The 12099-nt window shown below is 67.0% G+C and carries 15 protein-coding genes; 11 read left to right on the forward strand and 4 right to left on the reverse strand.

All coding sequences use genetic code 11. The features are described 5' to 3' along the window. Positions 1-158: 158 nt before the first annotated feature. The 6 genes from FJT57_RS04380 to FJT57_RS04405 all read left to right on the forward strand — a co-directional run bounded on the left by FJT57_RS04380 (position 159) and on the right by FJT57_RS04405 (position 3156). A complete protein-coding gene (locus tag FJT57_RS04380) occupies positions 159-1490 on the forward strand; it encodes a cobyrinate a,c-diamide synthase (RefSeq protein WP_144902038.1) in 1332 nt (443 codons plus the stop codon). Positions 1491-1579: 89 nt separating this feature from the next. Then, on the forward strand, positions 1580-1852 hold the full coding sequence (locus FJT57_RS04385; RefSeq protein ID WP_144902040.1) for an eL43 family ribosomal protein: 273 nt from the start codon (positions 1580-1582) through the stop codon (positions 1850-1852). A 73-nt stretch (positions 1853-1925) separates the two neighbouring features. Further along, positions 1926-2060: a DNA-directed RNA polymerase subunit P gene (locus FJT57_RS04390; protein WP_049986784.1), complete on the forward strand. Its 135-nt coding sequence runs from the start codon at positions 1926-1928 to the stop codon at positions 2058-2060. Between the two features lie 15 nt (positions 2061-2075). Continuing rightward, positions 2076-2366, forward strand: coding sequence for a KEOPS complex subunit Pcc1 (locus FJT57_RS04395; RefSeq protein ID WP_144902042.1), 291 nt, complete (start codon positions 2076-2078; stop codon positions 2364-2366). 150 nt (positions 2367-2516) lie between these two features. After that, positions 2517-2903 (forward strand): prefoldin subunit beta, encoded by a 387-nt coding sequence (locus tag FJT57_RS04400; protein WP_144902044.1) that lies wholly within the window; start codon positions 2517-2519, stop codon positions 2901-2903. A gap of 4 nt (positions 2904-2907) precedes the next feature. Further along, positions 2908-3156, forward strand: a complete 249-nt coding sequence (locus tag FJT57_RS04405; RefSeq protein WP_144902046.1) for a DUF3194 domain-containing protein — start codon at positions 2908-2910, stop codon at positions 3154-3156. 54 nt (positions 3157-3210) lie between these two features. On the opposite strand, the gene FJT57_RS04410 is transcribed toward FJT57_RS04405, so the two are convergent. The 3 genes from FJT57_RS04410 to FJT57_RS04420 all read right to left on the reverse strand — a co-directional run bounded on the left by FJT57_RS04410 (position 3211) and on the right by FJT57_RS04420 (position 6572). Further along, positions 3211-5283 (reverse strand): DUF2070 family protein, encoded by a 2073-nt coding sequence (locus FJT57_RS04410; protein ID WP_144902048.1) that lies wholly within the window; start codon positions 5281-5283, stop codon positions 3211-3213. A gap of 39 nt (positions 5284-5322) precedes the next feature. Beyond that, on the reverse strand, positions 5323-5871 hold the full coding sequence (locus FJT57_RS04415; RefSeq protein WP_144902050.1) for a GMP synthase subunit A: 549 nt from the start codon (positions 5869-5871) through the stop codon (positions 5323-5325). Between the two features lie 143 nt (positions 5872-6014). Continuing rightward, entirely contained in the window at positions 6015-6572 is a 558-nt protein-coding gene (locus FJT57_RS04420; RefSeq protein WP_144902052.1) for a DUF7097 family protein, read from the reverse strand. A 103-nt stretch (positions 6573-6675) separates the two neighbouring features. Here FJT57_RS04420 and FJT57_RS04425 point away from each other — a divergent pair, with 103 nt between their 5' ends. Next, complete coding sequence (locus FJT57_RS04425) at positions 6676-7026, forward strand: DUF192 domain-containing protein (RefSeq protein WP_144902054.1); 351 nt, start codon at positions 6676-6678, stop codon at positions 7024-7026. Between the two features lie 165 nt (positions 7027-7191). After that, entirely contained in the window at positions 7192-8763 is a 1572-nt protein-coding gene (locus FJT57_RS04430) for a (R)-citramalate synthase (RefSeq protein WP_144902056.1), read from the forward strand. Positions 8764-8882: 119 nt separating this feature from the next. On the opposite strand, the gene FJT57_RS16595 is transcribed toward FJT57_RS04430, so the two are convergent. Next, positions 8883-9059: a hypothetical protein gene (locus FJT57_RS16595; RefSeq protein WP_203229088.1), complete on the reverse strand. Its 177-nt coding sequence runs from the start codon at positions 9057-9059 to the stop codon at positions 8883-8885. A gap of 166 nt (positions 9060-9225) precedes the next feature. Here FJT57_RS16595 and dcd point away from each other — a divergent pair, with 166 nt between their 5' ends. The 3 genes from dcd to FJT57_RS04445 all read left to right on the forward strand — a co-directional run bounded on the left by dcd (position 9226) and on the right by FJT57_RS04445 (position 12049). Beyond that, positions 9226-9861: a dCTP deaminase gene (gene dcd, locus FJT57_RS04435; RefSeq protein ID WP_144902058.1), complete on the forward strand. Its 636-nt coding sequence runs from the start codon at positions 9226-9228 to the stop codon at positions 9859-9861. Beyond that, entirely contained in the window at positions 9858-10772 is a 915-nt protein-coding gene (locus tag FJT57_RS04440; protein ID WP_144902061.1) for a thiamine-phosphate synthase family protein, read from the forward strand. Before dcd ends, FJT57_RS04440 begins: the two co-directional genes overlap by 4 nt. A gap of 281 nt (positions 10773-11053) precedes the next feature. After that, on the forward strand, positions 11054-12049 hold the full coding sequence (locus FJT57_RS04445) for a glutathione S-transferase family protein (protein ID WP_144902063.1): 996 nt from the start codon (positions 11054-11056) through the stop codon (positions 12047-12049). The last annotated feature ends 50 nt before the right edge of the window (positions 12050-12099 follow it).

The following is a 12099-nucleotide window of genomic DNA, read 5'->3' on the forward strand; positions in this document are numbered from 1 at the left end:
CCGCGCCGACGTGCCGAGCAACCGCGGCCCGACGCGGGGTGGATCTCAGATCACGGGCCGTCTGGCCGCGGGTTCAGGTATAAACCTACGGCCGAAACGGACTCGAAGACGTCGGATGACGGAATCACTTAACCGATTGCGTCGACGAGGGTCCGTCGATGACCACCGATGCGGTGCCCTCTGACCTTCCGGGCGTCGTCCTCGCGGGGACGGCTTCGGGCGTCGGGAAGACCGTCGCGACGCTCGCGGTCTGTCGCGCCCTCGAACGCGCCGGACAGACTCCGGTGGCCGCGAAGGCCGGACCCGACTTCATCGATCCGAGTCACCACGCCGCCGTACTCGGACGGCCGTCTCGAACGCTCGATCCGTGGCTGTCGGGCGAGACCGGGATCAGGCGCGCGTACGCCCGCGGGGCGAACGACGGCGATATCTGCGTCGTCGAGGGGATGATGGGGCTGTACGACGGCGACGTGAGCACCGCCGCGGTCGCGGAGGCGCTCGATCTCCCCGTGGTCCTCGTCGTCGACGCGGCGGGGGGGATGGAGAGCGTCGCGGCCACGGCGCTGGGGTTCCAGCAGTACGCCGATCGGGCGGGCTACGACATCGACGTCGTCGGCCTGCTCGCCGCCCGCGCCCACGGGGGGCGACACGAGCGAGGGATTCGCGACGCCGTCGAGGGACTCCGGTACGTCGGCCGTACGCCGTCGCTCGACGGCCTCGACATTCCGGATCGGCACCTCGGCCTCCACTTCGGCGACGAATCGCCGGTCGAAGACGAGGCGCTCGATTCCGCGGCCCGACAGGTCGACGCCGACGCGGTAGTCGACCTCGCGCGTCGACCGCGGCTCGACACCGCACCCTCGCTCCGTGCAGACGACGAGACCGGCGTGCGGGTCGCGCTCGCCGCCGACGACGCGTTTCGGTTCGTCTACCCGAGCACGCGGGAGCGACTCGCCGTCCGCGGCTCGGTCGAACCCTTTTCGCCCGTCGCTGGCGACCCGGTTCCCGACTGCGACGTCGTCTACCTCCCCGGCGGCTACCCTGAGCGGCACGCGGCCGCGCTCGCGGAGTCGGGGACGCTCGATGAGATCGCCGAACGCGCGGCCGATGGCCTACCGGTATTCGGCGAGTGCGGGGGACTGATGGCTCTCGGGGAGTCGTTGACGACGGCCGACGGCGACGAGCACGCGATGGCTGGCGTGCTCCCGGTCGAGACCCGGATGACCGACGGGCCCGTCGCGCTCGATCACATCGGGGTCCGCGCCCGCGAGGACTGTCTGATCGCCCCGGAGGGCGAAACACGCCGTGGACACGAGTTCCATTACTCCTCCGCGACGGCCGCACCGGACGCCCGGTTCGCCCTCGAGATGGTGCGCGGCGCTGGCATCGACGGGGCGAACGACGGCCTTCGGGAGTACCGGACGCTCGCGACGTACGCGCACGTTCACGTCGGATCGGAAGCGTTCGACTATCTGCTGGAGACGGTCTGATACGGTCGATTGGGTTCCCTTCTCGGTGCTCGCGGTCCCGAACCCATCTCGCAGGGTTTATGGCTCCGCCGGGGGTATCACGCGATACTATGGCCGAACAGAAGGCACGAAAGACCGGCAGCGCCGGTCGATTCGGTGCGCGATACGGGCGTGTCGCTCGTCGACGCGTGAAGGAAATCGAAGCGGAGATGCGGAACGCGACGGTCGACGAGGACAGCGTCACCCGTCTCGAGCCCGGCATCTGGCAGAACGACGAGACCGGCGAGATCTTCACCGGCGGCACCTACCGACCGCAGACGCCCGGTGGAACGCAGGTCCGTCGCTCGATCCGCGCCGCGCTCTCCGGCGACGGCGAGGAGTAGTCGCCGAGCGCGACGCCGAATCAGACGCTCCCACACGAAAGAGCCAACACACCCACACCCAACGTACCCACTAATGAGCTACAAGTGTTCTCGGTGCAAGCGAGACGTCGAACTTGACGAGTACGGCGGCGTCCGCTGCCCGTACTGCGGCCACCGCATCCTGCTGAAGGAGCGCGCGCCGGACGTCAAGGAAGTCCCGGTCGAATAACCCTTTTCGAAATCGATGGCGAGTCGAGAGACGCCCGCCGTCGGGGCCGCACACACGGCCGAATTCGAATTCACGTACGACGAGGAGCGGACCGCTCGCGCGGTGTTCGAGAGCGTTCGCGTCGAGGTCGACGAGATCGCGGACGACCGCTCGCGCGCAGACGCCGCACGCGACGGACGCGTCGTGCGCGTGACCGTGGAAGCGGCTGACCTGACCGCGCTTCGAGCGGCGCAAAACACCTGGATCAGGCTGTTGGAAGTCGCAGAGGACGTCGAATCGATCGGGCGGCGACTCGTTGACCGGTAGCGCTGTCGACGGCGTGGCTCGTCTGGTTCGGGTGGTGGAGATGAGCGGACCGCCCGCTGATGAGTGGCCTTGACAGTGGTTCGTAGAGGAGTCCCAATCGCTGCGCGGAGAATACGGGTCTTTTTCCGTCCGGGTCACTTCGCCACGGGTATGCAGGGCAATCTACCGCCGGAAGCACAGGAGAAACTCGAAGAACTGCAGGACCTTCAGGAGACCGCCCAGAAGGTGGCCGCCCAAAAGGAAGGAGCCGAATCGACGCTCACCGAATCGCAGACGGCGCTCGAGGCGCTCGAGGACATCGACGAGGACACGACGATGTACCGCGAGGTCGGCGAACTGCTCGTCGAGGCCGACTACGACGAGGCCTACGAGAGCCTCTCGGAGAAGGTCGACACGCTCGAGATCCGCGTCGAGCAGCTGAAAAAGCAAGAGCAGCGCGTCGAAGAGCAGTTCGAGAGCCTGCAGGAAGAGCTCCAGCAGATGCTCCAGGGCGGCGCGGGCGGCGGTCCGATGGGCCCCGGCGGCGCCGGCGCATAAGCCGATGCCGACAGACGAGAAGGTCGTCCAGACGGCCGCCGAGGCCGCAGAGGGCGTGATCTTCGCCCACTACAAACAGTCGGCGCTGAAAGATTTCGACGTGACCGTCACGTTCGAGGAGGGCGTTCTCGACGTCGACGTCTACGTCAACGCGCCCGACGACGCCGACGCGAACGCGGAAGACGTCGCCGACGAGGCGGCGCGCGCTGCCGGAGACGCCGTCGACGAGTTGTTCGCCGACGACGACGCCTAGACGGCCCGTCTGCCGAAACGCGCGGGACAGCCTCGTCGGGGACGCGATTCCTTTTCACGCGAACAGGAAGATCAGGACGCTGACAGCGACGGCTGCGAGGATGATCGAGACGGCGAAGACCCCGCCCATCGCGACGACAGCGTTCGCGTGGCTGGCCAGCGTCTCAGTCCGATCGTTGCCGAAGACCGTTACCTCCGCGCGCTCGACGGCGACGCCTGCCTCGACGGGTTCGAGATCCGCGCGGGCGGCCTCGAGGAGGTCGCAGACGAGCGCCCGGAGTTCGCCCCAATCGATGGCCGCCCCGACCTGGTTGTCGGCGTCGACGGTGTTGACGATATGCGTGTCGGTCGTCATCACCTCCGCCTCGTCGACGGTACCGTCGTCGTCGTCGGGATCATCGTCGTCGGAACCATCGGCGCCGGATCCGCCAGCCGCTCGGGACTCGTCCGGAGTTTCGCCGTCGACGAGCGCCGAGACGAGTTCGCCGCGGAGCCCGGGTTCCATATTGTTACCGTCGATCAGCACGTACGCCGTCTCCTGCCCGCCGACGGCAGTGACCGCAACACGGATGCCGAGCGGGCCGATTCCCTCCGTCGGCGTCCACGGCGTTTCGTCCCACGCGACGCCGAGTTCGAGGTCGCGCCGACCGGCCGCGGAGAGCCGCTGTCCGGAGATTCCGGCCGCGCCGATCATATCGAACGCGCGCTGGGAGCCCGGCGTGACGTGTCCGAGATCCGGTCCGCTCAGGCCGTCGTTCGAGTTGTGCGCGTCCGCGAGGAGCACGTGATCCAAGTCGCTGGTTCGGGCCTCCGCGGCCGCGGAGAGCCCGACGCCGTACTCCACGTCGTCGGCGAAACCTGGCGCGAACGTGTTGACGAGGAGCGCGTCATCGCCGAACGCCTGCCCCAGCATCGACGCCTCTCCGGATTTGACGCGGACGCTCGGGGTCGCCTCGGCGTCGTAGACGATCCGGTCGGCCGCCCTCCGGGCGGCGTCGAGAATCGTGTCCACCTCCCGCTCGGTCACGAGGTTGAAGTCGTGACCCGCGGTGGCGTGCGGCGGGAAGACGAGCCCCGTGCAGTCGTCGGCGACGCGCTCGGGGAAGTTACCGCCGCCGATTTCGCCCATCGGACCGGGGTGGATCATCGGGAGGACGAAGCGGGCTTTCTCCGCGCGCTCGTTGGCCCCTTCCCCCTTTGTGCCGCCGTCGTCGGCGACATCTCGTCCGTTCTCGTCCGCGACGTCTCGTTCATTCCCGTCCGCGTCGAGTCGGCGAAACGAGAGCACCGAGACGGGAATGATCGCTTCCTCGCCGAGCTGCTGGAAGAACTCCTCCAGTTCGCGGGAGCCCTCGGCGACGTGGCCGACGAAGCCCCGGAGGAAGTCCAAGAGCGAGACGCCGAGGCTCCGCTTCCACGGTCGGTCGACGGCGACGATGAACACGTAGACGCCCAGCGCGTAGATGCCGCAGGTGATCGCGAGGAGGTAGAAGTGCTCCGCGGAGATGGCCGAGAACTCGGCGGGCGCGCTCTCGGAGCGCGCGAGCAGTTCCGTCAGATACGCGTCGACGACGGGCCCGCCGACCGTCAGCAGTCGGAGCGTCCCGCCGTAGACGAACAACAGCACGGCCGCGGCGAGGGTCTGGATGCTCGCCGGAATCGACGCGGCGAGCACGGACGAACCGGACACGGCCATCACGACGAGGAGCCGAAACGCGAATACGGACGCGAGCGCGACGACGAGCGCGTCGAAGACGAAGCGCTGGCCGAGCCCCGTGAACACCGAGACGATGGCCGCGCCGGTGACGATCGCCACCACGATGATCTCCGAGACCAGCGCGAGCAGCGACGATCGGTTGTGCGTCAGCTTCCCGCCGACCAGCCGGTCGACACCGGTCGTGCCGAACGCGGCGACGACGGTCGGAATCCCGATGAAGAAGATCCCCTCCCAGGCGTCGCGCCCGAGGAAGAACAGCCCGCGCCACGTTCGCGCGTAGGCCCCCGAATCGAACGCGGCGACGCCCGCGAGCGCCGCGAGCAGGAGGGCGAACGTGAGGCTGACGTACCAGTTCGGCGCGCGGAAGATGAACCGGGACAGGCTTGCCAGGTCGCTTTGTGTTGCGGTCATCGTGAGATCGGGTGCGGGAGCTGGCGGATCGAAAACGAACTACTCGCAGATCGAGACGAAGTTGCGGAACACTTCCTCGCCGCGCTCGGTGTGGGCGACCTCGGGGTGCCACTGGACGCCGTAGAGATCGCGGTCGGTGTCGCTCATCGCCTCGACGGGGCAGACGTCGGAGGTCGCCGTGCGGGTGAAGCCGTCGGGCACTTCCTTCACCTCGTCGGCGTGGCTGGCCCATACGCGCGTCTTCGGGGCGAGCGAACCGACGAGCGGGTCCTCGGCGTCGAGGATCTCGACGTCGACGTCGGCGTAGCCGCCGTAGTCGCCTGAACTGACCGAACCGCCGAGTTCCGCCGCGAGGATCTGCATTCCGAGACAGATCCCGAAGACCGGGACGTCGAGGTCGAGGTAGTCGGGGCAGTTTCCGATGCGGTCCATATCGGGGCCGCCCGAGAGGACGATCCCGTCGGCGTCGATCTCGGACGCGGGAGTCGCGTTGTCGAGTAAGTCGACGTCGACGTCGACGTCGCGGAGCGCGCGGCGTTCGAGGTGGGTGAACTGGCCGTGGTTGTCGATGACGACGATGCGAGTCATCAGTTGCAGTCCCTACAGGGAAGAGAGCCAAAAAGCGCCCGGTCTGCGAACGAGGCCCTCAACCACTTCGGAGATCGGATCACCGTGCGTTGGGATCGCCGTGTGGAGAGATCACCGTGCGTTGGGATCTCTGCGCGTTGGACTCACTGCGCGTCAGAGTCGCGCCGTTCGCGCGCGGTGTCGAATCCGAACTCCGAGTGCTCCTTCGAGCGGCGCGCCTCCCGCGCGGCGAACGCTTCCGGATCGGGTTCGACGTCGTCGTCAATCCGGGCGAACGACCGGTGGATCTTCGCGTGACACCACCGGCAGAGCGCAACAGTGATCTCGTGGGAAATCTCCCGACCGACTCCCGCGTCGTCGCGGGCGCTTCGCTGACCGCTTTCTCCGTACGAGAGGTGGTGCTCTTCGAGCAGGGAACGGGAGTCGTCGTGGGCGATCCGAACCGCCTCGAGGCCGCAGCGGACGCACTCGCGGGCGTCCGTCGTCGAGCGGTAGTGCGGGCAGTCGCGGAACTCCCCCTCGTCATCGGCCGCGACGCAGTCGTACCCCGCGGCGCGTCGAGCGGCCGAAAACTCGGGGTCGCGGCCCGCGTGGTTGAGCGCGAAGCGACAGCGCCCGTCGCCGGTGAGGTGATCGCAGACGCCAGCGTGCTCGTAGGGGTCGTCGACGCCGACTGGCGTCCCGGTTGGCGTCTCCTCCATACGCGAGCGGTCGCCCGCGACGGAATTGAATCCGACGGTCGGAAACGTCGTTCGGACCGCATCGCGCCGGGCGTTTTATACACTCGGACACAGAGCGGAACCTGTGCGAATCGAACACGACGACGGAGACGGGAGCGCTCGGACGCTCGCAAGCGATGTCGACGTCGCGGATACGTTTCTCTCGCGGGCGCGGGGGCTGATGTTCAGAGAGTCGATCCCAGACGACTACGCGATGGTGTTCACGTTCGGAGAGGCCGCCGAGCGCAACCTCCACATGGTGTTCGTGCCGTTCGACCTCGACGCGCTGTGGCTCGTCGACGGCGAAGTACGAGAGAAGAAGCGACTGCGCGCGTGGCGCGGATTCGGTGCCGCCACCGCGGACACGATCATCGAACTCCCGGCCGGAGCGGCGGACGGCCTCGACGTCGGAGATACGGTTCGGATCGTCGAGTGAGAGTACGTGGGGTGAAGGTGGGTCGAGCGAGGATACGTCGAGTGAAGCGGAGTGTCGTCATCGGAAGAACCGGCCGACACCCGTCGGGGCGTGCCGTCCCACCACACCGCGAGAAGCGTCAATTTATATATCTGCACGACCACAACCCGTGTGAGCACATGACTCGTGGTCGATTTATTCGGGGGTAACCCCAACAACCCCTTTGCATCCACCGTGGATTCTGACGACTCTGTACAGCTACTAGATACGACGCTGCGCGACGGCGAGCAAGCGCCGGGTGTCTCGCTGACGCCCGATCAGAAGGCCGACATCGCTCGATCGCTCGACGGGGCGAACATCGAGTTCATCGAGGCCGGCAGCGCCTGCACCGGCGAGGGCGAGCGCGAGACGATCAGGCAGGTCACCGCGCTCGACCTCGACGCGACGGTGACGAGCTTCGCCCGCGGCGTCCAGAACGACATCGACCTCGCCCTCGACTGCGACGTCGACGGCGTGACGATCGTCGTCCCCGCCAGCGACAAGCACATCGAACGGAAGGTCGGAACGACTCACGACGAGGTGGTCGAGAAGACCGCCGACCTCGTCGCCTACGCGAAGGACCACGGCCTCTGGGTCGAGGTCATCGGCGAGGACGGCTCCCGCGCCGACCTCGACTTCCTCGAACGGCTGATGCGCGAGGCGCTCGACGCCGGAGCCGACCGGTCGTGCTTCGCCGACACCGTCGGGCACGCGACGCCGGAGACGGCCTACGAGTACGTCTCCCGATTGGCGGAGCTCGGCCCGGTATCGACGCACACCCACGACGACCTCGGACTGGGGATGACGAACGTCTGGGCCAGCCTCGCGGCCGGTGCGGACCTCGTCCACGGCACGATCAACGGCATCGGCGAGCGCGCCGGAAACGTCGCGCTCGAAGAGGTCGCGATCGCGCTCGCACACGGATACGGCGTCGAGACCGCTAAGCTGGAGGATCTCTACGATCTCGCTCAGCAGGTCTCACACGCCACGGGCGTTCCGCTCCCGCCGAACAAGGCGGTCGTCGGCGAGAACGCCTTCACGCACGAGAGCGGCATCCACACCGACGGCACGCTCAAGGACGACACGATGTACGAGCCCTACCCGCCGGAACTGGTCGGTCGAGAGCGTCGACTCGTCCTCGGCAAGCACGCCGGGCGCGCTGGCGTCCGCGCCGCGCTGGATGAGCACGACGTCGAGGTCTCCGAGGAAGAGCTCGCCGCGGTCGTCGAGCGCGTGAAGCGACTCGGCGACCGCGACAAGCGCGTCACCGACGCGGATCTGCTGGCGATCGCCGAAGACGTCCAAGGTCGCGAGCGCGACCGCCACGTCGAACTGCTGGATCTCACTGCCGCCTCGGGCGGCGGGACGCCCACCGCCTCGGTTCGACTCCGCGTCGGCGATCGAGAGCGCGTCGCCTCCGGCACCGGGAGCGGCCCGGTCGACGCCGCCGTCAAGGCCGTCAAGGCCGCACTTGGATCCGACGCCGACGCGCAGCTGGAATCGTACCACGTCGACGCGATCACCGGCGGCACCGACGCCGTCGTCACCGTCGAGGTGGAGATGTCCAAGGGCGACCGGACGGTCACCGTCGCCACCTCGGACTCGGACATCACTCGCTGCAGCGTCGAAGCGATGGTCGAAGCGCTCGACCGCCTGCTCGGAAGCGAGGCCGTCGAGCGCGACGCCCAGGCCGAAGACGCGACCCTCGCTGACGACTGAGGCGAGCGTCTTTCGTCACTGAGACATCTTTTAGACGTCTTTTAGACGTCTCTTGCAGTCGCGGAGACGTGTCTCTCTCGGCCAGTGTCGCGTCGACCTCAAAAGCAGCGCACTCGCGCTCAGCGATCCTCGACGAGGTACGTCCAGCCACCGCGGCGCTCGAATCGGACGTCGCCGTCGGATGACCGGGTTTCGGCGAACTCAGCGACCCGCGCGGTTTTGACGTCCGTGACGTCGATCCGTCGGGCCTCTTGATTTCGATTCGTCGTCGAGCGTTCGGATGCCGTCGCGTGCATACCTCTGCTATCGGATCGGATTGGTATGTAAGCGATCCTAGTAGAGTGAAAGTAAAAACCGAATCACAGCGTCGCCCTCGGGGTCGAAGCATAGATTCAGCGTCGGTGATCCGGGATACCGCTCGAACGGAGGGCTTTACGTCGCTCGGTCACACTCACCCGAACGATGATACTCTCGGACGACGACATCCTCGCTCGTCTCGAAACCGGCGACCTCGTCGTCGAACCCATCGACGACCTCGATATGCAGGTCCAGCCCGCGAGTCTGGACCTCCGGCTCGGCGAGGAGTTTCTGGAGTTCCAGCGGACGAACATCTCCTGTATCCACCCGAACAGGGAATCGGAAGTCTCCGACTACGTGACCGAGACGCACGTCCCGGAGGGCGAGGAGTTCATCCTCCACCCCGGCGATTTCGTCCTCGGAACGACCAAAGAGCGCGTGGAAATCCCCGCAGACCTCCTAGCGACGGTCGAGGGGCGCTCCTCGCTCGGCCGCCTCGCGGTCGTCATCCACGCGACGGCGGGCATCGTCGATCCCGGCTATAAAGGGCAGATCACACTCGAACTGTCGAACCTCGGCACCGCGCCGGTCGCGCTCACGCCCGGTATGCGCGTCTCGCAGCTGGTGTTTACCGAGCTGACGCGACCGTCGTCGCGCCCCTACGGCGCCGAACGCGGTTCGAAGTACCAGAACCAGAAGGGGCCGCAGGCCTCCCGAATCGGGGCCGATCCCGAGTTCGCTGGGACTCCCAGTGAGGAGACCGCCGTCGACGGGGTCGACGGAACGGACACAGACGAATGAAGTTCATCGAAGAGGTCGTCGTCGAGGAGTTCCTCCCGACCTTCAGGTCGATGCTGGCGGAGGCGCTCCGCGACCGCGGATTGACGCAGCACGAAGTGGCCGAAGCGCTGGGAATCAGCCAGAGCGCCGTCTCGAAATACGCGCACGGCGAGGTCGCACGGCGCGGGGAAGTGCTCGACGACGAGCGCGTCGTCGAACTCGTCGAGCGCGTCGCCGACGGCCTCGCGACCGGCGATATGAGCCGCGTCCAGGCGCTCGTCGAGGCGGAGGTGCTCGTGCGTCGGTTAGAGCAGGGCGATCTCCTCGCCCAGTTACACGAGGAATCGATGCCCGAGCTCGCAGCGTACGACGGCTACGCGCGAATCCACGACCCCGAGAGCGGGCTTCGAACGAGCGAACAGGTCCGATCGTCGCTGCGGCAGGCGCTCCGCCGACTCACGAACGCCAGCGGGTTCGCCGGACTCATCCCAAACGTCGGCTCGAACCTCGTCGAGTGCCTCCCGGAGGCGACCTCCGTCGACGACGTCGCGGGCGTCCCGGGTCGCATCGTCGACGTCAAGGGACGCGCGACGGTTCCGGGCGACCCGGAGTTCGGCGTCAGCGAGCACGTCGCGTCCGTACTCCTGTCGGCGCGTAAGGCAGATTCGGACGTTCGCGCCGCGCTCAACGTCCGGTACGACCAGCAGATCGTCGCGGACCTCGAATCCGCGGGATACGACGCCGTCGAGTTCGATCCCGACGCCCCGACCGATCCGATCCGGGAGGCGATCGAGGAGCGCGGTCCCGACTCGCTCTCATCGACGTTCGTCTGCTATCAGACGGGTGGGTTCGGCATCGAACCGATCACCTACGTACTCGGCCCCGACGCCGACGCCGTCGTGACGGCGGTCAAAACGCTGCTCGGACGGTAAGCGAACCCCGCGACCGGCTTCGGGTGTCGGTATCGCGGTCCGGTCAGTCAGGGCGGCGCAGTCGCTACCGCCATCGGCGTCGGTCAGGCGGCACCGTCGTGTGCTTCGATCAGAAGGCACGGTCGCGAGCTTCGATCAGAAAACGCGGTCGTGTGCCGACGACGGGAGAATGCAGAACGATTTAGCCCTCTCAGATCCTTTTTATTAGTGATGACCCCGCGTACACGCAGCGACGCCGTAACGGCGACTGCACCGATGGACGTCCGCCGAGGTGACGTCCGATGAATATGCTCGTCGACGGCGAGTGGCGGACCGACGCCTATCAGGCGACGAACGAAGACGGAGAGTTCGACAGGGACGAGACGTCGTTCCGCGACTGGATCCAGGACGACCCGGACGCCGAATTCCCCGCCGACTCTGGACGCTACCACGTGTACATCTCGCGGGCCTGCCCGTGGGCGCACCGAGTGGCGATGACGCGCCGACTGAAGGGCCTCGAAGACGACATCTCGCTGTCGATCGTCGAACCCGTCCGCTACGACGACGGCTGGGAGTTCTCCGAGGAGTACCCCGACCCGCTCTACGGAGAGCCGTACCTCCGCGACGTCTACACCCGCGCGGACCCCGAATTCACGGGCCGCGTGACGGTCCCCGTGCTGTGGGACAAGGAGAGAGAAACGATCGTCAACAACGAGTCCCGCGAGATAATGCGGATGCTCGACACCGAGTTCGAGGGGCCGGACGGCGTCGACCTCTGGCCGGAGGGCTATCGCGAGGACGTCGACGCGGCGATCGACGACATCTACGAGACGATCAACAACGGCGTCTATCGCGCGGGCTTCGCCGACGCGCAGGAAGCCTACGAAAACGCGGTCGAGGATCTCTTCGACGCGCTCGGCCACTGGGAAGAGGTCCTCGACGACCGGCGCTTCCTCGTCGGCGACGTGCTCACCGAGGCCGACGTCGCGATGTTCGCGACGCTGATCCGGTTCGATCACGTCTATCACACCCACTTCAAGTGTAACCGACAGGCGATCCACGAGTACCCGAACCTCTGGAACTACACGAAGGACCTGTACCAGATCCCGGGCATCGCCGAGACGGTGAACGTCGATCACATCACGCGTCACTACTACATGAGCCACGCGGACCTGAATCCGAAGCGGCTCGTTCCGACGGGCCCCGACATCGACTTCTCAGCGCCGCACAACCGCGACCGGCTTCCGGCCGATCTGCCGCCCGCGCTGCGGGCCGACGCCACGGCCGCTGACGACTGATACCTCCGCAAACGACGACTGACATCGCCAGCAACGACCGACAGATTCCT

Source organism: Halobellus captivus, assembly GCF_007655485.1.
Lineage (GTDB): Archaea > Halobacteriota > Halobacteria > Halobacteriales > Haloferacaceae > Haloquadratum > Haloquadratum captivum.